The organism is Streptomyces cathayae (genome assembly GCF_029760955.1).
Classification (GTDB): Bacteria; Actinomycetota; Actinomycetes; order Streptomycetales; family Streptomycetaceae; genus Streptomyces; species Streptomyces cathayae.
In genome coordinates, this window is record NZ_CP121683.1 from 94,192 (window position 1) to 117,505 (window position 23,314).

Below are 23,314 nucleotides of genomic sequence, written 5' to 3' on the forward strand. Positions count from 1 at the left end.
CGAAAGGCCCCGTCATGCCAAAAACCCAGGCCCCCACCACCGAACTGGCGTCGCAATACCGTGCCCAGGTGACCGGCGACCTCGAACGCAACGTCCAGGAGCAGGAGCGCATCGGGGCGGAAATCACCGCCCTTCAGGAGCGGTTGACCGCCCTGCGGCAGGACCACACCGTGCTGGTGAGCGTGCAGCAGGCACTCGGCCTCACCACGGCGCCGGCCAAGCCCGCAGCCGGGCCCGACAGTGCCGCCCTGCCCTCTCCCCGGAAGGCAGCCGCCGCCGAGCCCGGCAAGCGGACGGCGAGGAAGCCCGCCGCCAAAAAGGCCGCGGCCAAGGCGTCCGGCACGGCGAAGACGGCCCGGCCCACCCTGGTCGACCTCATCCGCCACCACCTCGCCGAGCAGAGCGAACCGCGCTCCGCCGCCGAGATCTCCGCCGCGCTCGGCCAGGCCCATCCCGAGCGCGGCATCAAGACCAAGGTCGTCCGCGTCACGCTCGAAGGACTCGTGGCCAAGAGCCAGGCCCAGCGCACCAAGCAGGGCACCTCGGTCTTCTACACCGCCCCCGCCGCACCGGAGCCCACGACCGCCGCCCAGGCCGAGAAGCGCCCCGCAGACGCCGACCGCTGAAACACGGGGGCATTCTTTCGTCACCCGCCTCCGTCTGCCGCCACCCGAGCCCCGGACTCGCCTTGCGCGCCGCACCATCAACTCAACAGCCTGCGCGGCACAAAAGGCAGTTCAGCCCATGTATTACTCTCCGGGTGATGGGAGCTGGCTATCGATGCCGGATGAGACGCTGGCAGGGTGCCGCGCATCCCGAGACAGGTCATCCGCGGCGTCCGATGGCGAAGTGGGCCGAGGAGATCTGAGATTATCGTCGGGCAAATCTCAGGTCAGTGCAGGATCACTCGTGCAAGGGCGGCGTGGAGGCTTCCATCGCTGGCGGCGGCTCCGAGCTGCGGTGCAGTGGGGTCGCCGGCCACGCCCGTACACAGCACGACGCAGTTTTGCGTCTGCAGCATCTCCCACATCGCGTCGGTGAGACGGTCGCAGACCGCAGGGCGGATGATCATCGGTTTGCCTTCTTGAGGAGCGGCACCGTGGATGCCCTCCAGGGCTCTGGCTGCGGTGCTGAAAACTGCCGTCCACTCGGGGCTGACCGACGGGATGGCCGCTCCTCGCCATAGGGGCCAGGCAAAAAATTCGTTCAGCTGCCGGACCTGTTCGGCGCCGCCGACGGCGTTCAGGGCGATCAGGACGGCTCGGGTTCTGTTGAGTGTGATCTCCGTCTGGCGGCCTTGCTGTCGGACGTTCCCGAGGCGTGAGGTATCCAGGCCGACATGGGTCACGCTGAGGTTGATGGCGGGCAGCTGGAGTGCTTCACGGGGCGTACCCGGATATGTGGTCACCGTCCAAGGATGGGGAGGTCAGCCGCGAGGTCGCCACCCATTACCGCCGATTCATCACAATGCATGATGGCTTGACTTTGTTTGATTTCTTTTCGTTTCTTTTGGGGCCGGGCAGGTACATCGGGCCCAGCGTGCTGTCTGCGCCGGATCGAGCAGGCGGCCACGCCGCCCCGCCTGTCACAGGGCATGCCATCCCCGCCCGCTGCGGCAACACGACATTCCCCGACCCGGCTCGAAGCCGCGAACGTCCAGCGCCCCGCGCTCACTTACGAGGACTTCGGAACGCCCTTCCGTACGTTGAGCCTATGGTGAGAACTCAACCCAGTGCGGCAGACCGCCACTTGATCCGAATCACAGCCGCATCCGGCCTGAAGCTGAGCCCCTACCAACTGGAACGGTGGCGCACGGCCGGGCTGATCCCCCGGCCTGGACCGGACACGCAGTTGGAGATCGGCAACACCAAGGTCTACCCACCGGAGACAGCCGCCCTCGTTGCAGGGCTCCTGGTATGTGCTCCGCTGTGCAGAACCAACGACGACCTGGCACTTCTGGCGTTCTTCAACGAGGTGCCGGTGCCCTTCGATCCCGTGCGCGCAGCCCTGCTTAAGGCCTATTTCCCTCAGTACAGCATGGCCCGGAAACGAGACAATGAGGCATTGGAGCGCATCCCGGCGGAGCACCGCGGCCAGGAGGAACCCTGGTACAACTGGGCAGAAGCCGCAGCCTTTCTGGACATGGAGAACCAAGCGGCCGTCCAGCAGATGAGAGACAATCTCCGACGCCGCCGCGACCTGGCGACAGCATCGCGCGCCGAGCTCGACGAACGCGTCTGCGGCGTGCTCATCTGGCTGAACGCGCCGGCCTTGCCGACGCACGACAGCGTGTTCATGGCGGACCTGCGCGCAGCCATGGCGTTCGCCGGACCGCCCGAGCGGTCCCGGGCAGCGTGGCTGCTCGCAGCGCACTGTCACAGCGAACAGCTCGCAGAGCGCAGCGAAACGTCCGGCATGGAGCGGCTTGATACCTTCCTGGCCTTGGCCGACGAGGAGTTGCAGTCCCTGCGGGAGCAGGTGCGAGAGTCTCTGGACGCTATGTGGCACATGGCGTCGGAGGGGCGCTACCGCCACTTCGATGTGAACTCTGCCGGGATGGCCCGCATGGCGGGCCGCATGCTCGTGGAATGGACCACCGCGCGCCGGGCGCACCCTCCGGGATCGCGTCCCGCCCAGCTGCTGGTAGACAGTCTGCGTAGCCTGTGGTCCCTGTGCTCGACCGACTCCGTCGGAGAAGGCCGCGCCGCGTTCCAGTGCAGGACCCGGCCCGGGCGATAGTCTCCGGGATCTCACGCCGCACGCGTATCAAAGTCAGCAGCTCATGGGGCCGGGGCCAGTCGGCAACCGGACGCTTCAGCGGAATGAGGTCAGGCGGACGCCTCCTACATCAGGGCCTGAAAGCAAGGCAGCGGACCGCGCAGCGCGGCTGCGCCGGTGCCAGCGCAGCCAATGTCGGTGACGTACGGCAGCATGCCGACCGAGCAGCCCTACAAGATGCGACGGAGAAGAACCCGTGACCGGCCAAGATTCCAGCATTGTGCTCCCCTTGGAATTTCTCCTTACTGCAATGGCCGCCTGCGGCCCGGACGACCCTGTGGTGCAACTGGCGACACAGCAGGTCGGGACGGCGCAGCCTCGGTACGACCAGTCAGTCCTCATGGAAGCTCTGCTGTCGGGCCCGTATGCGCAAGAGGCACCTTCATGGCTTCTGGAGGCAGCCGTGGCGGCAGGTCCAGAGGCCGAAGCGGATCCGTCTGGCTTCGGTCCGCGGCCGGGACTGGTCGCGGCCGCCCTCGAGCACCCGTCGTGCCCGACCTCCCTGCGGGAGCAAACGCTCAGGCGATGCACCATCGATCAGTTGGGCTTGCTCGGGACGCCGCGTGCTGGTGAATGCCTCGCCGCCGCGGTCGCTGCGGAGCTGCGTACCCGCAGCGGCGCACCGCTGCCCATGACTGCGCAGCTGCTCCAAAAGCCGACTCCGCCCCAGACCGTACTCCGGCAAGGCCCGTTGCACACTCTGGTGTTCGAAGCCGCTCGGGACACGCTGCCCACCGTGCCTGACCCCGAAGAAGTGGGCGAGGGATCCGACACCGGCGACGAGTGGAAGCAGTACAAACAGGCTTACGAAGCGTGGCAGAGCATGTGGCGTCAGGTGCTCGACCGGCACCCGCAGCGTCACCGGGAGCTCATAGCGTGGGCTGTCGGCACCGACGCTGAGCGGGTGATCTGCGACGAGCTGCTCGGCAGTCTGCCATGGGCCGTCGAACCAGCGCTGCTGGCCGAGCTCGCCAAGGCCGACCTTGAGCGTTTCTCCTTCGAGGTGCTGCTGGCCCGGGGCTGCCGCATGCTCCGCGCCGGATCGGACGAGCAGCAGGTCCTGGACCACTTCGCCACGGACCTGTCCGCCCTTACGGACGAGGAGCAGGTGCCCTTCCACCATGCCCTGCGCTGTAAGAGCACCACGCTGCTCGACATGGGGTGCTGCGCCCCCGTCACCTGGGTACAGCGCGCGGCCTCAGGGACCTGGCGCCACCTCCTCAACCCCACGCAGGCCAAAGACGGATACCGGCCTGTCCATTGGCAGGCGTCCACCGCTATGCTCACCGACCTCGCCGCGCAGTTCGCCAAGACCGCCGCCCGCGCCCTGCCGTACTGGGAGCCTAAGAAGCGCTCTTGGGGGATAACCGCGCGCGAGGTGGCCTGGGTCCGCGACATGGTGCTGCGCCTTCCGACCATCACCGAGGACATCAAGGCCGGGGTCCTTCCCATCGTCCGCGACGCGCGCGAGCGGCTGAGATATCGCCGCTCAGGTCTCCAGCCACGTCATGACGAGCGAGGCGAGCTCCAGGAGATCCTCGGCACAATCGAGCGTGTCCTCGCCGATCCTGCCCCCGCAGCCGGCGCGGACCGCCGCTGGACCGCGCTCGGAGCCCCGGACGAAATGGCCGTGCGCGACCTGGCCCGCATCCAGACGCAGGCGCTGAGTGACTACCTGGACCGGCATGCCGGCGACGACTCTCTCGTGGAGAAGGCCCTTCTCTCCTGCGCCGCCAGCGGATACCGGTCCCACGACGACTTCGAGGAAGTGCTGCGCCGCCACAGCTCCCCCGACACGGTGTTGCTTCCTCTCACCGAGCGTCTGCGCACGAACCTCGGAGGCGGACCCTCCTGGCGTGAGGCCTGGACCCGCCTGGTCCTGGCTGGACCGGAGGCCGGCCCTGCACTCGTGCGTGCCCTGCCAGCCTGGTCGGCGCTGCGCGCCCGGAGCGACCGCCACGGAACCGCGCACCCTGCGGTGGTCGCCACCGTACGCGAGGCCCTGGGCACCGACCAGGACGCCTGGGGCCGCTTCGCGGCCTGCCCCGCCACCCAATCCGGGCCCACCGCCTGGCTGCGTCTGGGCGACCTGCTGGACGCAGCCGCCGCGGGAGTCCCGTGGCCGAAGCCGCCGGGCAGCCGATAAACCCTGCCACGCCCCCACCGGAACACTGCTGCACAACGGCGCTGAGAGACCGCACCGACCACATGGGGAAACGCGGGGTCTCTGCGGCAGTCGCGGCTTGCTCTGTGGAGCGGACATACCGCCACGCGGACAAGTGCCGGGAACTGTGCGAAGGTGTCCGGCCGTTGCGTCGGTATCGGTCACTGTGCTGTACCGCAGAAGTAGCAATCTGCATGTGGCGGTAGCTGCCGCCGCGTAGGGCAGCTACGCGGCCCTACCCCAGTAGGTCGGCAGCATGAACGAGACTCGTGCGGTCCTCAACGCGTCATCTGCGTCTGATGGTGGTCGTGTCGAGGACGGATTTGTTTCAGGAGCGAGCTGTTGTGGACGGATACCGGTTCGTTGCGGGCTTTCAGGGGGCAGTGCAAGATGCGTCGATAACGTCGGGGACGGCCTCGTCTGATGTGGTGGAGGGCGGATTCATGCCAGAACCCGTCGTGGTGTCCTCGTCGTTGCGTGCCCGGTACACAGCCATGCTGGCGGCTGACCTGGAAGGCGTTGCGGTGGAACGCCAGCGGATCGAAGAGGAGTTCGCTACGCTACACCGCCGGCTGCGGGCCCTGGACAGAGAACACGCGTGGCTGACGCGTATGCAGCAGGAGCTGACGACGCTGGCGGTGGCAGACAGTGGCACCGTCGTTGCTCATGGCCCGGCCGCCTTTGCCGGTGCCAGTGCGCTGGGCGACGCGGCGTCCGGGCCGCGAGGGTCGGCAGTGAGGCCGTCTGCTGGCCTGGCCGCGGCCAAGGAGCCGAAGCTGCGGGAGCTGATCGTTGAGGAACTGCGGTGTCAGGCCAGGCCACTGTCCTCCAGCGAGGTGACCGCTGTACTGCGCCGGGCCCATCCGGGCCGGAGGCTCAAGGAGCCGGCCATGCGGCGGGCACTGGAGGCGCTCGTGGGGCAGGAGCGGGTTCAGCGGCGTAGGCGCGGTGGCCGGGTGTTGTATTCGGTTGCCGATGCCGTGGCCGTGGTCGGCGGTGCTGCGGGCCTGAGCCTGGTGGCTGACCGGCCTGCTGCCGGGCACGTAGGGGGTCATGCCGCGGCGTCGTAGGGGGCGGGGGCCAGGAAGACGGGCAGTGTGTGGAATCCGAGGACTTCGAGCGCGGTCTGCTGCTCGGGGGTCAGCTGTGCACGGTCGCGGTGGCGGCGTAGCAGCCAGGCGCCGAGGCGGACAGGTGTGCCGTCGAGGTCTTCGGCGTGGTCGGCCGGCACCTGCAGGTGGCCGTGGCGGGCGTGGTACTGGCGGGCGGCTCGCAGTCCGCGGTTGAAGGCGCGGGCGCGTACGTTGGCGGGCCGGGTGAGAAGCATGCTGTGGGGGTGGGCGTCGGGGCATGCGCGGGTGAGGGCATCCAGCAGGTGTTCTGCTGGGAGTCGAGGAGGTGGTGGTCGTTGATCTGGCGATCCAGCCAGGTGTCCCAGGATGAGTCGCGGTCGGCGGGGCGGTGGTAAGCGCATCGCCAGTCGCTGCTGGTCAGGCGGCGTCGGATCTGGACGTAGGTGTACTGCCAGCGCAGGCTCCAGGGTGGGTTCCAGAAGGGGTCGACTGCTTGGAGGGAGGCGATGCGGGCGGGGGCGAGCTGGCCGGTGTCGGCGCGGCGTCGCATGGTCTCCAGCCAGGCGGCGATTCGGCGGTCGCCGCTGTGTGAGGTTCCCCCGAGATGCGGAGAATGGTGACAGCAGGTCAGGTAGGACTCACAGAGAGGAGCCCTGCTGATGCCTGCCCCGAGGAAATACCCACTGGAGTTGCGTGAGCGCGCGGTGCGGATGTACCGCACTGCGGAGCCGAAGCCCGTGATCCGCCGCATGGCCGAGGAACTCGGTGTCCATCATGAGGCCCTGCGCGGCTGGATCCGCCAGGCCGAGGCCGACGCCGGCGAACGCGACGACCTGCTCACCAGCGACGAACGCGCCGAGCTGGCCGCGCTGCGCAAGGAGAACACCCAGCTCAAGCGGTCCAACGAGATCCTGCGGACGGCCTCGGCTTTTTTCGCGGCACAGCTCGACCCGACCCGGCCCAGGTGACCGCGCTCCTCGACGAGCACGAGAACCTGGAGGTCGAGCCCACCCTCCGGGAACTGCACATCCCTTCCTCCACCTACTACCGCTGGCGCCGGGCGAAGAAGGAGCCGTGCGAACGGCACCGCCGGGACACCGAGCTGACCAGGCAGATCCAGCAGATCCACACCGACTCCGGCGGAATCTACGGCTCGCCCCGCGTGCACGCCGTCCTGAAGCGCGAAGGCGTCTACGTCGGCCGCAAACGAGTCGAACGGCTCATGCGCGAAGCCGGCCTCGCCGGGATCAGTCCTCGCCGGACGGGCAAGGGCTTCACCCGCCGCGACCGGGACGCCGACCTCGCCCCGGATTTGGTCAGGCGCGACTTCACCGCCGACAGGCCGAACCGGCTGTGGGTCACCGACCTCACCATGATCTCGACCCTTGAGGGACCCTTGTGGCTGTCGGCGATCAGGGACGCGTTCTCCCGTCGGGTGGTGGCCTGGGAGACCTCCGCCCACGCGGACGCCGACCTCGTGCTGGCCACCCTCGAGTACGCCCTCGCGTCCCGGGAGGTCGAGCCCGGCCAGCTGATTCACCATGCGGACCACGGCTGTCAGTACACGTCCGTGAAGCTCACAACACGCTTGGTGCGGGCAGGAATTGAGGCATCCATGGGCTCCGTCGGGGACTCGTACGACAACGCCCTGGCGGAGAACCTCTGGATGCTCATCAAGACCGAGGGCCTCCGCGGCCGCACCTTCGCCACCCGGGCCGAGGCGAACCTCGCGCTCTTCGAGTACATCGACGGGTTCTACAACAGTCGGCGCATCCAGAAACGCCTCGGCTACCTCAGCCCCGTCGAGTTCGAAGAGAAGCACTACGCCGAGCAGGCAGCGTCCGAACGAGTGAACCTGAAACCCCGCCAACCCGCTCTGACCAGCTGATCAGCCCCTCCCGAGCAACGGGGGAACCTCAGTGGGCGTGTTTGCCGAGCGCGAGGGTGCCGTGGCGGGTGGCGCTGGCTGCTGCGCGGTTGAGGTGGTGTTCGAAGCTCTCGGGCGGGTGGGGCCATGAGATGCCCAGGCTGGTCAGGGCGGCGATGCGTTCGATGGGCAGTGCGCCTGCGGCGTACAGGGAGCGTTGCTGTCCGATCCATTGTCCGAGGGCCAGGCCGTTTCTGGTGACGTGTTCGCTGGGCACGTTCAGGTGTCCGTGCTGGCTGTGGAAGGCCCGGGCGGCGTGCCAGCCGTTGTCCCAGAAGGCGTTGTTGCGGGGTTTGTGGGTGAGCAGTTTCAGGGTGCGGTTGACTTCTGCGGCACGGTGGGGGCGGGCTGGGACGGGTTGCAGCCGCCGCTTCTTGTGGCTGCTGAAGCGCTCGTGGAGCTTGCTGTCGTAGACGGCCAGGCCGTTGAAGAAGGCCCAGAAGTCGGAGAAGGCGGAGGACTCCATCGCCTCGTGCAGCTTCTGCCTGGGGGCGAGGTAGACGGGGAGGAAAATCGAGGCGCGTTTGGCCTGGCCGGGGGGTTTGCGCAGGGCTCGTCCGATGGTCTGTGCGATCTTGACGGGGCTGCGGCAGGGGTCGGCGATGAAGATGCCGTCGGTGTCGGGGGCGTCGACGCCTTCGCACAGCACCCGCACGCTGGACAGGACGGCGCCGTCATGACGGTCGGCGGCGCTGCCGGGGGTGAGGGGGGAGAAGTGGGTGAACTCGCGGAGGTAGGCGTGGCGTTGCCAGGGCGGCTGGCCGGTGTACAGGGCGCGTGCCCAGGGGTTGCGGATGCCGGTGTGGTCGGCGAGGGCGTGGGCGGTTTCGGGCAGGGAGTCGGCGAAGCCGCGGGCGGCGGCAATACGGCCGTGAAAGGTGAGGATGGTGCGGACGTCGTGTTCGGCCATGGCGGTCAGCAGCATCGCCTGCATCGTTGCCAGACGCAGGCCGTCCAGGTGCGGGGTGGGCCGGTCCGTGTGGAGGACGTCGAGGAGTCCGCGGTCTCGGACTTCGGGGATGACGAGCTGGTATTCAGCGAGGATGCCGCGCTCGATGGCGTCGGCCAGGCTGAGGTGATAGACGGTGGGGTCGTCCATGGAGGCGAGTCGCACGAGGCGGGGGTGTGCCTGCCGTGGCCGGGCGGGGATGCGCCAGTTGCGGGGGTTGCGGTCATGTAGAGCCGGTGCGCGGCAGGGACGGCGCGGTCGTCGTGGATGAGTCCCCATTGTTTGTCCCAGTTGCCGCTGGTGCGGTGGGCTTCGTCGGCCAGGGCAAAGGCCCACTTGGGCAGGTGGTGGGATTGGTGGGCCCGGACCAGTGTGGGCAGGGAGTCGTAGGTGGCGAAGACGGCGGTGCGGCCGCCGCAGGCGACGCGGCTCGCCAGTGCCTGGGGGCTGGAGATGAGCGCGAGATGGCCGCGAAGCCTGCGGTCGTACACGCCGGGCAGTGAGCACACGCCGATGAGCTGGTCGAAGCCGTCGTCTGCGAGCCAGCGGGCTGCGGTCTGTGTCAGCAGGTCGAGGGTGGGGACGACCACGAGGACGGGGCCGCGGGGTGCGAAGTGTTCGGCGATGCGCTTGCCGATGAGGGTTTTACCGGTGCCGCAGGCGGCGACGATGGTTGCGGCGGGCAGTCGTCGGTGCAGGAGGGCATGCGCTCCCGCTTCGATGGCCTCTTCCTGGTGGGGGCGCAGTTGAGCACGGCCAGACATGCGGCGCTCCGATTCCCTCTCGGCCGAACTCGGTGCCTGCGGGCCCAGGGGCCGCGTGCTTCTTCCTCGGGGCAGTGTGGCAGGTGCTCCGGCGCTCGGGCGGTTCCGACCGGAGATGGCCATGGTTGACCTGGTGGGCGCGATATGTGATCAGCGCCGGGGTCGGGCGGGTGCCGGTTTTGTTCAGATGGTTGGTCGGTGGCGGCCGGCGGGGTTCGGTCGGAGTTAGATGAGGGAGTTGGCCGGCCGGACGCTGCGTGGGGAGGGTGCCATGACGGGGCGGGACCCGTTGTTGGGACGGCGCCGGATGCACCTGGGTTTGCGGTTTTTGCAAGGAGAGTCGACGGGTTCGTATGTGACCCGGCTGGCCGCCCGCAATCTACGCCCGGTGGAGGCGGTACTGGCCAGTATGGGCAGCGGCCCGATGCCGGTGGACGCGCAGTACACCGAGATGTATGTCAGCCGGTATGCCCGCGAGCGGCTGGCCAATCGGGACTGCTGCATGATCGGGTGACAGCGGGGTTTATGCAGCCAGGGCTGCGGCTGGGGTCATGATGGTCTCGTACTCGACGGGGGTCAATCGGGCCAGGCGTTTCTGGCGCCGGCGTCGGTGGTAGGTGCGCTCGATCCAGGTCACGATCGCGATCCGCAACTCCTGGCGGGTGGCCCAGGTACGGCGGTCGAGGACGTTGTTCTGCAGCAGCGCGAAGAAGCTCTCCATGGCCGCGTTGTCGCCGGCGGCACCGACTCTCCCCATCGATCCGATCATGCTGTGACGTGCGAGAACTGCGACGAACTTCCGTGAGCGAAACTGCGACCCGCGGTCGGAATGCACAATGCATCCTGCGACCTGGTCGCGACGGGCGACGGCGGATTCAAGGGCTCTCACGGCGAGGCTGGACTTCATCCGGGCATCGATGGAATAGCCCACGATGCGGCCCGAGTAGACGTCCTTGACCGCGCACAGGTACAGCTTGCCCTCGCCGGTGGCGTGTTCGGTGATGTCCGTCAGCCACAGCCGGTTCGGCCCGTCGGCGGTGAAGACGCGCCGCACCCGGTCGTCGTGGACCGCAGGGCGGCCTTGACGGTCTTCCCGCGGCCTCTGCGCTTGCCGAACGCGCTCCACCACTGGTTGTCGCGGCAGATCCGCCAGGCGGTCCGCTCGGCCATCGGCTCACCGGCTGCGCGGGCCTCGTCGAGGAGGAAGCGGTGGCCGAACTCCGGGTCGTCGCGGTGCGCGTTCAACAGGGCGTTGGCCCGGTATGCCTCGGCCAGCTCGGCATCGGTGACCGGGCAGGCCAGCCACCGGTAGTAGGGCTGGCGGGTCAGATTGAGTACCCGGCACGTCACCGCCACCGGCACCCGGCAAGGGGCATCGGCGGCGGCCAGCTCGCGGACGAGCGGGTACATCATTTTGACGGCAGGTTTGCCTGCGACAAATACGCCGCAGCCCTGCGCAGCACCTCGTTCTCCTGCTCCAGGAGCCGGATGCGCTTGCGGGCCTCGCGCAGCTCGGCCGACTCACCCGACACTGGTGCGGGCCCGGCGCCCTCCTCGGCGTCGGCGCGGCGCAGCCACTTCGACAGCGTGATCGGGTGGACGCCGAAGTCGGCGGCGATCTGTTCCAGCGTGACGCCGGGCTCGCGGTTGCGCGCGACCCGCACGACGTCCTCGCGGAACTCCTTCGGATACGGCTTGGGCACTGCAACATCCTTCCAGGCCGCCTCTCAGCAAGCCAGGTCAGGTGTCACCTGTCCGTGCAGCAGTCCCATCTGGCCGGGCGGACCGTGGCAGAGATGCAAAAGCGCCTGGTGAGTCTGAGCGATGAGTTTCTTATGCCCGCCGGTGCGGTGGAGGACTGGGAATGGCCGTGGGACGCGCGGGCCGGCTACGTCGTCCAGGCTTGCTCCCTGTGTGCGGCGCAGCGTGGGACCCGCTCTCCGGCGTGGTTGATCCTGCCCGACCCGTGGCATGTGTGTCTGCGTCATCAGCGGTGGACGGACAACTCGCGCAGCATCCGGCGTCCCTATATCGATCTCCGTCCTCTGCGTGAGGTCGTGCAGGCTCAGCAGCGTCTGAACCGGGTCGTGAAACGCCTGGGCCCCGTCGCCGCACGGTGGGTGCAGGCGGACGCGTATTCCATCCTGGCGCACTCCGGCTGTCCGTACAGGCCCGAGAAAGTGAGGCAGTGGAACCAGTTGGCTGTGGAGTTAGGTGAGCAGCGGGTGCGGCCGCTGGCCCAGTTCGGCTGGCTGGCCCTGCTGACTTGGGATCTGGCCTGGCTGGAAGTACGGCGCCTGAGCGGTGCGCTGAGCAAAGCCGAGCACCGGGAGTGGCTACCGCGGGTCAGCCGGCGGTACGGCTACAGGTTGGCCGGGCCGTTGGCCATCTGGCACGGTCAGCACCGTCCTCTTGCGCACGACTACCTCACGGTGGTGCGCAGCGGTCAGCCACTGAGTAAGTGGATCAGGGACGAGATGAGCAAGGCCACCAGGCACGCGCTCCCCTCCCCCTGACGTCGCTGGAGGATTCGACGTGCCTTCCCTGGGTGCGGCTGCCCGACTCGATGGACCGGCTGTTCCTCTGACCCCGCTCGGCGGCGGTGCGTTGTGTGTCATTCTGCGGCGGCCGGGGATCAGCCGGCGCCGCCTGTCGGCCGGCTACGAGGGCGGTAGCAGGCGTTCTGGCGAGATCGCAATCCGGACCCACTCGTTCGGGTGAGCCAGACGGCTCCTCCTACCGGGTGGCGCGGCGGACGGGGATGCTGCGTCCTGTGTCCGGGGCGCCCTGGGCACGGTACGGGTGGAGGGCAGCCGATGGAGGTGCGGGTCCGTCACCGCGACGACCTGGGTCGTGAGCGGCTGGTGTCGGCTGCCGTGCTGCGGGGGACACCGGTGGAGGAATGGCCGGTGTTGAACGAGCAACGTCCTTACAAGGGCCGCAAGTCCAAGGTGTCGCGATGGTGGTCGTCAACCACGAAGAAGGACATCCTGTGCCGGTCGAAGGAGCACGCGTTCGCGGCGATGTTCCTCGACCGCGACCCGGACATTGCCTATCTGGGCGCTGCGTCACTGCAGTTGGAGTACGGGGTGGGTGAGGGCAAGGTCGTGGTGGAACCGGCTTTTTTGGCCCGTACGGTGGGCGGGCAGCGTGTGTTCTACTTCTACTCCCCCGCCTGGCGGGAGCCGGATGAGCAGGAGTGGGCAGTGGCGCGGGCCGCGGCCGACGACGCGGGCTGGGAGGTGCGGGCTGCGTACGCGCCGGCAGGTCAGCTGCGCCGCAACGTGTACATCGTCTCCCAGTTCCGCCACGACGAGTATCCCGATGAGGCGGCGAAGGGTGCCTTGCTGGAGGTGTTCGCGCGGCCGCGGTCCGCAGGTGAGGGGGCCGATGCCGCGGGTCTGCCCCCGGGCCAGGGCAGGGCCCGTTGCTGGCATCTTCTGTGGACGGGGGCGCTGACCTGCGACTGGGAGCGGCCTTTGACTCCGGACAGCATGGTGTGGGCCGTCCAGGAGGCGCGGTGAGTGTCCCGGCCGCGCCGGTGGCGGATCCCCTGCGTTCTGCGCCTGCCGGAGGGGCGGACGGTCTGCGGCCGGGGATGACCGTGCGGTGGAAGGCCGGGCGGTATCTGATCGGTGCTGTGCAGGGCACCCTGGTGCACCTGGTCGCCCTGGAGGAGGGCGGGCAGGACGCGCTGGTCGTGGTCTCGGTCCTTGTCTGTGCCGCGGACTTCGCGGTGCTAGAGGGTGACGGGACGCCGCAGGAGCCTGAGGCGGAGCCGGACTGGGCGGTGCTGAACCGGCTTGCCGAACATCATCTGAAGCAGATGCGGGACTGGGAGGAACACGTCCGCGAAGTACTGACCGGTCGCCCGGTCGGCTCGCAGGGTGCGTTCGTCCCCCGCCCGGGCTATGACCCGGCAACGACCACCCGGACCGAGCGCTATGCCCTGAAGGCCACCGAGCTGAAAGCTGTCGGCCTGCGCGGTTCGGTCGCCACGGTGCAGCGTAAATGCCTGGCCTACGAGAAGCAGGGGCTGCTCGGCCTGGTCGATGAGCGGTGGCTGCGCACCACCGCCCCCTACGGTCGCGTCGACGAGCGGGTGGTGGAGGTGATCCGCCAGCAGGACAAGGCCCAGGACGGCTTGTCGGTGGGCACGCTCTCACGCCTGCGCACCCAGGTACGTACCGCGCTGCGCCACGCATACCCGAACGAGTACAAGGAGTTGATGCCCGCCCGGTCCACCTTCTACGACCTGCTCAAACGCCTGGGGATCTCCCACGCCTCCGCAGCGCCCGCAGGCAGGGACAAGCAGGGGCCCGAGCCGCCCTACCAGCCGGTCATGGTGTCGCTGCTGGGGGAACGCGTCCAGATCGACTCCACCGGACTGGACGTGGTGGCCCGCGGGGACGACGGCCGGCCGGTCTCGCTGGAGCTGACCTACGCCATCGACACCCTCAGCCGCACCATCCCGGCCGGGATCGTCGTGCCCAAACGGCCCGGCCGCAAGAAGGGGCCCGGAAGCCGACGCCGCGGGGGGCGCGGCACCAGGTCCCTGGACGCGGCCCTGCTGCTCGCACAGGCGCTGGCCCCCCTGCCGGCACGTCCCGGCTGGTCGCCTCAGGCCCTGGCCGAGAACTCCGACCTGCCCTACGAGCAGATGGCCGCCGGCGATCCCCGCATGGCAGGTGCGGCCGCCCGGCCGGTGGTGCGCCCCAAGACGGTGGTCGTCGACAACGCCAGGATCTTCAAGGCCCAGCATTTCAAGGACGCGTGCAGCATGCTGAACATCGGCGTGGAGCCCGCCCGGGAACGCACCGCCGAAGACAAAGCGATCATCGAGCGCACCAACCACTCGATCAAGAACGGATTCTCCCAGTTCGTCGCCGGCTACACCGGCGACAGCCTGGCCACGCGCGGGAAGAGGGTCGGGCAGGAGCGGTTGTGGCCGATCAACCGAGTGCAGGAGATGTGGCACGAGTGGGTGGCCACCCACTGGCAGCAGCATCCACACGAAGGGCTGCGCTCCCCCTTCCTGCCCGGCCTCGTCCTCACACCGAACCAGATGTACGCCGCCGCCGTCGCCACGGAAGGCGCCGTGCCCCGGCCCGCCACCCCCGACGAGAACCGCAAACTGCTGCTCAACGTGAAGCGGATCGTCACCCGCGAGGGCATCCGGATCGACAACCGCACGTATATCAGCCACCGCATCAGCGAGTTCAAGAACCGCCACACCGGCATCAAGGGACAGGGCCGCCATTGGTCGGTCTACTACAACCCCTACACACCGGGCCGGGTATGGCTGTACGACCACACGGCCGAGAAGGACCCGGCCCGCAGCCCGTGGGTGCCGTTCGACTTCAAGTACCAGCATTTGATCAACGATGCCTGGACCCAGTACCTGTGGGAACGGGCCGCCGACATCGTCGCGGACCGTTGCGGCCGGGAAGGTGGCGAGGAGGAGATCACCCGCGCCGTGGACGAACTGCTGGACCGCGCACGCAAGGGTCCCTCGCCCAAAGACACTCCGGCCGTCCGTGACGCCGTGCCGGTGGCCGCGTTCGTCCCTCAGCCGGTGGACATCGCCGAGACGCCCTTCAACCCCTACGCGGGCATCGCCCCGGCCGACCCCGCACGCGTGCCCGCCGCGCCGTCGCTGAACGTCCCCGCCAGGGACCTCTTCCCCGGCCAGCGGACCGTGCCGGCACCCGTCGAGCCCGACCCGGTCGATCCCGACGACGCACTGCCCCCTGCCGCAGACGGACCTCCGCGCCGTCGCCGCCCCGGCCCCGCGAAGACGCCCCGTCTGGACGGAGCGGCCGGAGACATCTTCCGCAATCTCGCCGCCGAGCCGCCCTCCCGCGCCGGAGAAGACCCGTCGTCGGCCTCCCCCATCCCGCAGGAGACCTGATGCCCACCACGCACACCTCGCAGAGCCCAGTCACCCTAGATGTGGCCCCGGCCCCCTTGTACCGACTGCTGGATCCCGACCTGCTCTCGACGCGCGAGGGTCTGATGGACTTCGTGCACCACGAACCCAAGCCCCCGGACCTGGCCGACTGTGCCCCCTCGGGCACGAAACTCCCCGACACCGACGTGCGGATGATGTACCACGGAAACCTGCCCTGCGTGAGCACCCCCGACGTGACCCGGGGTCTGCTGGACGCCCGTCGTACTCTGCGCACCAACCGGTTCAGGCGAGTCGGAAAGCGCATGAGCATGGTCATCGACGGGTGTGCCGGCAAGTCCACCCTGCTGGCGCAGATCGCCCGCGCCTATCAGGGACTGCTGGAGAACGAACGCCGGCCGGACAGGGAATGGACCCCCGTCGTCTACATCAACGTCCCGCCGCGCCACGAATGCAACCTGGACTGGTCCCTGCCCTTCGCCGACTTCTTCGGCATGGACCACACCCTCAACCTCGACAAGCGGACCTACCGCAGCACCGACATGACCGAACCGGTCATCCACACGATGCGGGAGAGCGGCACCTCCCTGATCTGCATCGACGGGATCGACCGCATCCACAGCAACGACCTGACGAAGGCCTTCGCCTACTTCGACAGCCTGCAGGCCCGTCTGCGCGCCTCCGTCATCTACTGCGGAAACGGTGCCGTCGACATCGTCGAGGAAGCTCTCCGCCATCGCCGTCACGGCGAACGCCCCGACCAGTCCGAGCAGTTCCGCACCACGCTGCCCGTGATGCGGATCCGCCGCATCCCCTTCCACGAGGGACAGCAGGACGCCTGGCGCACCGTCCTGATGGACTACGACAAGAACCTCCGTCTGTACAACCATGTCCCTGGTGCAGGAAAGCTCCTCGACTTCGACACGGAGCTCCACGCGCGGACCGGCGGCTACATGGACACCCTGGATCAGCTCCTGTGCCAGACCGCTCAGCAGTCCATCGAGGACGGCACCGAAGCGATCACCCAGGAAGGTCTCGACGACATGGTCGTCGGCCGCGGCGACCTGGAGGACGACTGGGCATAGGGTCTGCTTCCGGCAACGCCCGGGCAACCGATATTTGAGCGGCCAGGCGAGGGACGGGGGTTGCTCGCGGTGAGTTCCCAATCCGGCTTCGGGTGCGTGCTGGCAGGGTGGAGCACCACGAGCGGCGGTAGTGGGTTGGGTTGGCTGTGCGATGGCTGTCGGCGCCGCCGGGCACAGAGGCCAGGGACACAAAGAACCTGTGGCAGCGGCTCATATCGGTCTGCCCACGGGGCTGATGGTGAGCTCTACAGGGGTGACGCGCCGGCTGTGGCAGGTCCAGGCGGTTCCCGTCCAGCGCCCTCCCGGCAGGCGAAGATCAGCGCGACGACACTGTGGAAGCCGAGCTCAGGATCTTCCGCGAGCTGACGGTAGGTGGCCGTGTCGCGTGCACTGGGGCCGGGAGGCCCGCGGGATGGGTATGCCATTCACCGACCCAGACGCTGCGGTCGGCCGTGAATGCCTCGTCGGCGAGTATCTGAGCGTGCCCGAGGTCGCGCAGGAAGTACGTAGGGGTGCGGACGGCGGCAGGTCCGGGGGCCCCGGCGTGGCAGATCGTGACGGTGTATCTGGTGTGGTGTCCGAGCAGGATTCCCCCGGTCTCGGTGGTGTGGTCGACCGTGTGCAGTTCGGTGGTGATCGCGAGGGCGGCCGGAGCAGTGAGGTGTACGACGGTCACGGGCTGCGGGGTCATGGCGCTTCGCAGGTGGGGCAGCCGGGCCGCGGCGGGGTGGCGGGAAGCCAGCGAAGTTCGGCGGTGCGGCCGAGGTCGAAGGGCGCGGCCCAGCCAGGTTGGCGGCGCAGTCCGATCAGGGCGTGTTCTCCGGGGAGGCGCTGATCGGGGTGTCCGGCGTGTTCGAGGAGGGTGGCGGCGGCGGTCTTCGCCGCGAGGTGGGCGACGAGGTGGAGGTCCGGGCCGACGGCGGTCATCGGTCGGTGTCGGGTTCCGGTGCCGTATCCGGCGTCCAGGGCGGGTTCGGGGTCGAGGCTGCCGGCTTCGGTGAGGCTGTGGCGGCGGCAGGTCAGGCAGCCGTGCGGCGCCATGGGTGCAGCCGGATGATTTCGCCGAGGGCTCCGTACTGCAGAACGCAGGCAAGGATGGCGGTGCGGTCCGCGCGGCGGGCCAGGTGGCCGGTGACGCGGCGTGCGGCCACCCCGTCAGCCGTACACACGACGAGGTGGGTGTCCATGAGGAGGGCGCGGATCTGGTCGGCGTGCTCGATGACGTCCAGGGCGAGGGGGTGACGGCGGTGTCGGGGCGCAGCTGGGTGAGTTCCTCAGCCAGTGCGGTGACTTTGGTGCGGCCGATGTGCCTGCGGGAACTGGTGTGCCGGACGAGGTTGTGCCATTGGAGGCGGTCAGGATCGACGAGGGTGAGGTGCCCGATGCCGTAGCCGGCCAGCGCATGCGCGGTGGCCGAGCCGATACTCCCCGCCCCGACCAGCATGATGTGGGCATTCTGCAGTTCCTGTACGGGCCAGTGATGGTCGAGTTGCCGAATCCCGGTGGTTTCGGGCTCGGCCGACATCTCGAGGGGCTGGAAGCCCGCGCGGGTGACGTGCCAGGCGACGAGGTCGGGCAGACGGCTTTCGGGATAAGCGTCCTTCACGCCGGGGGCGTGGGTGAGGGCGACATAGCCGCCGTCGCCCGGCGTCTTGAAACCGTTGGGGACGGCGTCCTTGAACACGTCAAGTTTCATGGCCGTGTCACGCCGTACTCGCAGGAGGTGCCAGAGCGCGTGCAGTTCGTTCTTGGCCCGGTACCAGTAGCCGGTAGGGCGGGAGTCGCAGCTGGCGAGCAGGCGGGGGGCGGGCGGCGGCGGGTCGACCGAGATGATGGAGCCGCCGCCCTCGGAGATTCCGCCTACCACAGCGAGGTCGTCCGGCTGGCTGATACGCAACGACAGCCGGCCCCATGCGCCCGAGGCGCGGAGTACGGTCGCGGCGTCCTGTGGAATGAGGATCAGCACGCGGGACCGTCCTGCCCGCCGTCCCCGGGTGGCGGGGGCTGGGCCAGGAAGTGGTCGAGCCGGTGGTCGGTGACGATGCCGCTGCCGGTCATCTCCTCGATCGCCTGGTATTTCATCAGCGCGTACTCGATCCGCCAGCCGGCGGCCTTCAGTAGCAGGTCGACAACGGTCTCACGGCCCGTCCATACGTCGTCCTGCAGGAGGCACAGGCTGGCGTCTCCGTTGACGTGCCAGATGTGCTGGGTCCACTCGAACGGGGCGGGCAGCGGGTCCAGCGGGATGATGCGCGGGGCCACCATGGGGTAAGCCTGGCTGTATGCCAGGCGCAGTCGGAGGCCGCTCTCGCCTATCCAGTCGGTGAGGTGGGTGGGCTCGGGCCGACCGAACGGCCAGCGCGGCAGCGTGCCCTCCCAGCTTCCCGCTCCCTCGTCACTGAAGACGAGGTCCGGGAAGTGGGCAGGGATCTCCTCCCGGTCTCGTCGCAGTCGGCGTGGTTCGCACTCCCACCAGGCGATGGGAGTGCGGGCGCCACAGACAGGTGCGGTCGTCATCCCTGGGGTGCGTCCTTGATGGGGCGGGGGCTGATGAGCGCGGGCGCGCCTATCAACGCGGTGCTCTTGGGGGCAGCGGCGGGAGCCGGGAAGTCCTCACCGAAGATCTCCTGCCACAACCGCAGCGCCTCGTCTGTGTCGCCTTCGGCCGCCGCCGTGCAGGCCTGGTCTGCCAGGTCCGCGGCTTCGGCGAACGCAGCCGACAGACCTTCGCGATCCAGGTCGGGCTGGATCTCGCCGCACAGACCGGCCGGGTCCCACACGCCTTCGTTGACCCGGGTCGCGGCGGCGGTGAAGAACGTCTTCAACCCCTGGCAACGGTTGCCGGACGCGGGCAGGCACTGCAGGGCAAGGACCTCCATGACGAGGGACTTGATGCGCCCTTCGACCTGCACGTCGAGTCGCCACTGCTTGAGCAGCCTGACCAGCGGCCGGAAGTACGACCAGTCCCGCTGGTGTTCGGCCACCATGTTGATCAGGTATTCGGGGTTGGCTGGCACCCATCGGGCGCTGAGCTGCTCGGGGATGAGCAGCGAGTTGTCAGGCTGGCGCAGCGCGGCCATGACGTCGACGGTGAAGGCCTCCGGGTCGTCGGGGTCGTCGAGGAAGCACTTGACGGCGTGGTTGCGCAGCAGGGTGTGCCGAACCACGGTGGCGTGAGTGCCTTTGCTCTGGCTCAGCAGCCGGTTGACCTGGGAGCGGATGTGCTCGAGGGCCTCCTCCGCGCTCGGCCCGCTGCTCCCCCACTCGGGGTGTTCGTCCGGGTCGTAGACGACGACGATGTCAACGTCGTGGATGGGCTTGAGCTGCGTGCTGCGGCTCAAGGAGCCCGATCCGAACGTCTCGAGGACGTCGGGCTCTTTCAGCAGCGCCTCCTTGAACAGGTCCCGGCGCCCGCGGGCCAGCCGCGTTTTCTTGATGTCCTCGTCGACGGACTTCTGCAGCGCGTCGAATGCCTCGTCGATCCCCATGCGGTGTGCCTCCTCGGGCTCGCCGTTCAGCCCGGGCACGCCCCGGCCGCGGCTCCTGCGAGGCGCGGCCGAAAACGGACGTTCGATGGCTGCTCGTTCCCACGGTACGGGCACCCGCTGACAACGCCCCTGGGACCAGGTCGCGTTGATCTTCATGGCGTGGGGTGTCCCGTACCGTGCCGCCGATCCGGCTGCCGAGGGGCAACGCATCGAGCAATCAGGAGGCTGCCCCGTCAGGCATGGAACGCTCGCCCCGCGAAGCGGGATCGCACGAGGGTGCGCTCCCGTAAGAGCGCACCCCGGCCGACGAGCTGGGGGGACATGGGATGTTTCGGGCAGTTGAGGCGGCCTCGTCGTCATCAACCTCCCGCACGGCATGCGTTCAGCCACGGCACGTCGCAACGGGGCGAAGGTTGCCTGATGCGGCGCTAAGATCATCGAGCTGAGTGTTGAGGGGGCAGCATGGCCGTCGCCATAGTCGACGCCGTCAGGCTCGCGAAGGCGAACCGACGGAGGTACGAGCGTCTACTTGAGTGCCACGAGGAGCTCAACCAGCGGGCAGCCGCGGAGAACGCCGCCCAGCACAAGGCACGGCAGACGCTCTACGACGAGGCCCTCGTCCCCTTCTATGACGTTTTTCGGCGGCTCAAGCACGCCGATCTGGTCGATCTGGCCGCGATCGAGATGCCAACCGTCGGCGGCGACGTGGACATTGTGCTCCGGCGATTGCGCGAACGCGCTGTGACGGCCGCTGTCGGCGCGCTGGCCGGCGGCGCGCTCGCAGGTTACGGCGCCTGGGCAGGCACCTACCTCGCGGTGGGCGCCTTCGCCTCCGCCTCGACCGGCACGGCGATATCGGGGTTGTCCGGGGCGGCCGCCACCAGTGCCACGCTCGCATGGCTGGGAGGCGGGTCTCTTGCCGCAGGCGGTGGCGGGGTGGCGGCCGGGACAACGGTGCTGTCCGTGATCGTCGCGGCTCCAGCCGTTCTCTCGCTGGCTGCCATCGTGGAGTGGCAGGGCCGCGCAGCCAGACGCGGCCAGCGGGAGATGGCGCAGGACCTGGAGCGGGCCGAGACGGAGATGAGCGCGGCGGAGGATGCGGCGTCCGCACTGTACGCGCGCAGCAAGGACATACGTCGCGTCCTGCGGGACCTTCGGTTCATCCTGGTAAGACGGCTGCCGTCATTCACCGCGCTGACCGAAGCGTGCGACGACTTCACCCGGTACGACTCCCGTCAGCGCGCCGAGGTAGCCACGATGGTGGATCTCGCCGGCCTCGCCGTCATGGTCATGAGTTGCCCGATCACGGACGCGGATGGACAGTTGACCGAGGAATCGGGGCTGGTCGTCGCCGACGCCGAGGCCCGGCTGCGGGTGTTGGACACCGAGGCGTGAGCGGGCAGGGTTTACGCGTCGACGACGAACGCCTTCTCATACACCTGCTGTCCGTTGACGTCCTCATACACAGTGGTGGGTCGCAAGCGGTTCCACCGATTGCCCAGCAGCAGAGCCAGGCCCATCGGGCCGGCCTGGAACAGGTGGATCGCTGGATGTGTGCGGCAGGCACGACGCAGCAGGCCCCGGATTCCGACGGCCAGTGCGCTGGCCGTGGCCGCATCCGGGATCGCGTTGTCCTTCGCGCCGCCGGGTGGGCGCAGCACCAGCAGACGGGAGACGGGTATCTGCTGCTCCCGCAGAAAGTCCAGCACGTCCTCGGTGGGGTCGACAGCGACGCCTATGGCCACGGCGAGGTCCGGTCCGAGACCGAGAGCGTGCTCATCAACATCCGGGGCCAGCACAGCGTCGTACTCGGCAGCGGACGACCAGACCTGTCCGCGCTGGGCCACGGCCAAATCGACTCCGGTCACCATGCGGAAAGCCGCGCCGACCACAAACGCGGGTGCGAGACGCAGGCTGCCGGTGACGGCGATGGAGGTCGTGCCCGGCGGCATCCGAAACGGTGCCGCTTCGATGTCCGCCTGCAACTGCGCCCAGGTCGCCGGGGCAAGCGGACGCCGCTTCACGTAGGGCGAGGCGCCCTCGAAGTGGTCCGCCCAGTCCACCGCGTAGTCGGCGTCCTCCGCCATCGGGTCCGGTTTCAGCGTGGCGACGGAAAGCACCGCCCGTGACGAGCCGGCCTCCAGACGCAGAGACTGGATCGCCTCCCTGACATCCGCCAGAGACAGCCTGCGCTGCCCATCGGCGACTTGGCGCGCCACCCAGTCCGCTCCGGCGTGCATAGCCCCCTCGTCGAACCGTAGCCCCGCAGCAAACATCAGCATCTGCAGGTGCTCATGCAGGTGCAGCACGTCCCGTGCCAGGTCGAAGCGCAGCACCTTCAGAAGATCCAGCAGCCTGTCCTCGCTCAACCCGATGCCGGCGGCCCAACGACTGCGCGCTTGCCCCTTCTTCGAACGCGGTCCCTGCTGCGCCGCCTTCGGCACGAGCAACTGGGTGCGGGAATCCCGCAGCGAGATCAGCGGATCCCCGGCGTCCGGGGACCGGTTACTCAACAACGCAAGATCAACCGGCAAGCCGTCCCCGGCGAGTTGCTGCCAAGCCTGTGCCACCTTGCGCAGGATCGACGGACCGCCCTGGTCGCTCGGCTTGAGCAAGTACTCCTCGTTGACAGGTGAGGAACTGTCCGCGGCGTATTTGACCTGCATATAGGTATGCGGTGGCTCCGTACGGTACAGGACAACGTCATCCACGTTCCCCACACCATCCATCTCGACGCCCACCGCCACCACCGGGTTCGGCACGCGCATCGCCGCGTCCCGTACCGCTGTGACGCAGCCCTGCCACGCGACCAGCCACTGGTACCGGTCACCGGCGATACGAACACCCGTCGAACTCGGGGCAGGCAAGTCAGACACGGAACGCAACCTCCCACTCGAGGCCGCCATACCGCAGCCACCGGGCAAATCATCGCCCTCGCCCCTTCGCCGTGCCCACCCCCCGGCGCCGAGAGACCATAGCGCTGAACATGGCGTTCACAAGCCCGCCCGGGACCTGGCGAGCTTGAAAAGATCGACGGGAGATCGCAGCAGGCATCCGCACTCCCTCAGGTCCCTGCTCTATACGCGTCCAAGGTCACTTGATGTGAGTCCAGGGCAAGTTGCGGCGAGCCAGTTCAGAGGCCTACGGATCAGAGAACCTGCAGGTAAGCAGCTCTCAG

At 68.6% G+C, this 23,314-nt stretch carries 22 protein-coding genes and 2 pseudogenes; 12 read left to right on the top strand and 12 right to left on the bottom strand.

Annotated elements, in window-relative coordinates; translation table 11 throughout:
* Positions 1–14 precede the first annotated feature (14 nt).
* Complete coding sequence (locus PYS65_RS34570) at positions 15–626, top strand: hypothetical protein (RefSeq protein WP_279337793.1); 612 nt, start codon at positions 15–17, stop codon at positions 624–626.
* Positions 627–892: 266 nt separating this feature from the next.
* Here the strand turns inward: PYS65_RS34570 and PYS65_RS34575 are convergent, their stop codons facing one another.
* On the bottom strand, positions 893–1,348 hold the full coding sequence (locus PYS65_RS34575) for a hypothetical protein (RefSeq protein ID WP_279331597.1): 456 nt from the start codon (positions 1,346–1,348) through the stop codon (positions 893–895).
* Positions 1,349–1,713: 365 nt separating this feature from the next.
* Here PYS65_RS34575 and PYS65_RS34580 point away from each other — a divergent pair, with 365 nt between their 5' ends.
* From PYS65_RS34580 to PYS65_RS34590, 3 genes are all read left to right on the top strand, one after another.
* Positions 1,714–2,739 carry a hypothetical protein gene (locus tag PYS65_RS34580; RefSeq protein ID WP_279337792.1) on the top strand — a complete coding sequence of 342 codons (1,026 nt, stop codon included), beginning with the start codon at positions 1,714–1,716 and terminating at the stop codon, positions 2,737–2,739.
* A gap of 775 nt (positions 2,740–3,514) precedes the next feature.
* Positions 3,515–4,924, top strand: coding sequence for a hypothetical protein (locus tag PYS65_RS34585; RefSeq protein WP_279331598.1), 1,410 nt, complete (start codon positions 3,515–3,517; stop codon positions 4,922–4,924).
* 317 nt (positions 4,925–5,241) lie between these two features.
* The gene (locus tag PYS65_RS34590; protein WP_279337791.1) at positions 5,242–6,012 is read left to right on the top strand and encodes a hypothetical protein; all 771 of its coding nucleotides are present in this window, start codon (positions 5,242–5,244) and stop codon (positions 6,010–6,012) included.
* Here PYS65_RS34590 and PYS65_RS34595 read toward each other — a convergent pair.
* Positions 5,994–6,269 (bottom strand): helicase associated domain-containing protein, encoded by a 276-nt coding sequence (locus PYS65_RS34595; protein WP_279331600.1) that lies wholly within the window; start codon positions 6,267–6,269, stop codon positions 5,994–5,996. The genes PYS65_RS34590 and PYS65_RS34595 overlap by 19 nt on opposite strands.
* 405 nt (positions 6,270–6,674) lie before the next feature.
* Here PYS65_RS34595 and PYS65_RS34600 point away from each other — a divergent pair, with 405 nt between their 5' ends.
* Both PYS65_RS34600 and PYS65_RS34605 read left to right on the top strand, forming a co-directional pair.
* Positions 6,675–6,983 carry a transposase gene (locus PYS65_RS34600; RefSeq protein ID WP_279331601.1) on the top strand — a complete coding sequence of 103 codons (309 nt, stop codon included), beginning with the start codon at positions 6,675–6,677 and terminating at the stop codon, positions 6,981–6,983.
* The gene (locus tag PYS65_RS34605) at positions 6,980–7,903 is read left to right on the top strand and encodes an IS3 family transposase (protein WP_279331602.1); all 924 of its coding nucleotides are present in this window, start codon (positions 6,980–6,982) and stop codon (positions 7,901–7,903) included. The genes PYS65_RS34600 and PYS65_RS34605 overlap by 4 nt, the downstream gene beginning before the upstream one ends.
* A 28-nt stretch (positions 7,904–7,931) precedes the next feature.
* On the opposite strand, the gene PYS65_RS34970 is transcribed toward PYS65_RS34605, so the two are convergent.
* Positions 7,932–8,876: a Helicase associated domain protein gene (locus PYS65_RS34970; RefSeq protein ID WP_341483725.1), complete on the bottom strand. Its 945-nt coding sequence runs from the start codon at positions 8,874–8,876 to the stop codon at positions 7,932–7,934.
* A complete protein-coding gene (locus PYS65_RS34615; protein ID WP_279331604.1) occupies positions 8,858–9,655 on the bottom strand; it encodes a DEAD/DEAH box helicase family protein in 798 nt (265 codons plus the stop codon). Before PYS65_RS34615 ends, PYS65_RS34970 begins: the two co-directional genes overlap by 19 nt.
* Positions 9,656–9,926: 271 nt before the next feature.
* Here PYS65_RS34615 and PYS65_RS34620 point away from each other — a divergent pair, with 271 nt between their 5' ends.
* A complete protein-coding gene (locus PYS65_RS34620; protein WP_279331605.1) occupies positions 9,927–10,169 on the top strand; it encodes a hypothetical protein in 243 nt (80 codons plus the stop codon).
* 9 nt (positions 10,170–10,178) lie between these two features.
* Here PYS65_RS34620 and PYS65_RS34625 read toward each other — a convergent pair.
* Positions 10,179–11,358, bottom strand: a pseudogene (locus PYS65_RS34625) (IS3 family transposase).
* A 54-nt stretch (positions 11,359–11,412) separates the two neighbouring features.
* On the opposite strand from PYS65_RS34625, the gene PYS65_RS34630 reads away from it, so the two are divergent.
* From PYS65_RS34630 to PYS65_RS34645, 4 genes are all read left to right on the top strand, one after another.
* Positions 11,413–12,171: a hypothetical protein gene (locus PYS65_RS34630; protein WP_279337789.1), complete on the top strand. Its 759-nt coding sequence runs from the start codon at positions 11,413–11,415 to the stop codon at positions 12,169–12,171.
* A 300-nt stretch (positions 12,172–12,471) separates the two neighbouring features.
* Complete coding sequence (locus PYS65_RS34635) at positions 12,472–13,179, top strand: hypothetical protein (RefSeq protein WP_279331607.1); 708 nt, start codon at positions 12,472–12,474, stop codon at positions 13,177–13,179.
* A gap of 74 nt (positions 13,180–13,253) precedes the next feature.
* Positions 13,254–15,566, top strand: coding sequence for an integrase (locus PYS65_RS34640; protein WP_279338261.1), 2,313 nt, complete (start codon positions 13,254–13,256; stop codon positions 15,564–15,566).
* Positions 15,566–16,648 carry an ATP-binding protein gene (locus PYS65_RS34645; protein WP_279331610.1) on the top strand — a complete coding sequence of 361 codons (1,083 nt, stop codon included), beginning with the start codon at positions 15,566–15,568 and terminating at the stop codon, positions 16,646–16,648. The genes PYS65_RS34640 and PYS65_RS34645 overlap by 1 nt, the downstream gene beginning before the upstream one ends.
* A gap of 316 nt (positions 16,649–16,964) precedes the next feature.
* Here PYS65_RS34645 and PYS65_RS34650 read toward each other — a convergent pair whose 3' ends face one another.
* The 6 genes and pseudogenes from PYS65_RS34650 to PYS65_RS34675 form a co-directional block, all read right to left on the bottom strand.
* On the bottom strand, positions 16,965–17,324 hold the full coding sequence (locus PYS65_RS34650) for an MPN domain-containing protein (RefSeq protein WP_279337787.1): 360 nt from the start codon (positions 17,322–17,324) through the stop codon (positions 16,965–16,967).
* Between the two features lie 11 nt (positions 17,325–17,335).
* The gene (locus PYS65_RS34655; protein WP_279338275.1) at positions 17,336–17,689 is read right to left on the bottom strand and encodes a hypothetical protein; all 354 of its coding nucleotides are present in this window, start codon (positions 17,687–17,689) and stop codon (positions 17,336–17,338) included.
* Positions 17,668–17,799, bottom strand: coding sequence for a hypothetical protein (locus PYS65_RS34660; RefSeq protein ID WP_279338276.1), 132 nt, complete (start codon positions 17,797–17,799; stop codon positions 17,668–17,670). The genes PYS65_RS34655 and PYS65_RS34660 overlap by 22 nt, the downstream gene beginning before the upstream one ends.
* Before the next feature lie 143 nt (positions 17,800–17,942).
* Positions 17,943–18,344, bottom strand: a pseudogene (locus PYS65_RS34975) (ThiF family adenylyltransferase); the annotation flags it as partial.
* A 263-nt stretch (positions 18,345–18,607) separates the two neighbouring features.
* Positions 18,608–19,165: a ubiquitin-conjugating enzyme family protein gene (locus PYS65_RS34670; RefSeq protein WP_279331612.1), complete on the bottom strand. Its 558-nt coding sequence runs from the start codon at positions 19,163–19,165 to the stop codon at positions 18,608–18,610.
* On the bottom strand, positions 19,162–20,175 hold the full coding sequence (locus PYS65_RS34675; RefSeq protein ID WP_279331613.1) for an SMODS domain-containing nucleotidyltransferase: 1,014 nt from the start codon (positions 20,173–20,175) through the stop codon (positions 19,162–19,164). Before PYS65_RS34675 ends, PYS65_RS34670 begins: the two co-directional genes overlap by 4 nt.
* 423 nt (positions 20,176–20,598) lie before the next feature.
* Between PYS65_RS34675 and PYS65_RS34680 the strand changes: the two genes are divergently transcribed.
* Positions 20,599–21,531 carry a hypothetical protein gene (locus PYS65_RS34680; RefSeq protein ID WP_279337782.1) on the top strand — a complete coding sequence of 311 codons (933 nt, stop codon included), beginning with the start codon at positions 20,599–20,601 and terminating at the stop codon, positions 21,529–21,531.
* 11 nt (positions 21,532–21,542) lie between these two features.
* Here PYS65_RS34680 and PYS65_RS34685 read toward each other — a convergent pair whose 3' ends face one another.
* A complete protein-coding gene (locus tag PYS65_RS34685) occupies positions 21,543–23,012 on the bottom strand; it encodes an SAVED domain-containing protein (RefSeq protein WP_279337781.1) in 1,470 nt (489 codons plus the stop codon).
* Positions 23,013–23,314: the final 302 nt, after the last annotated feature.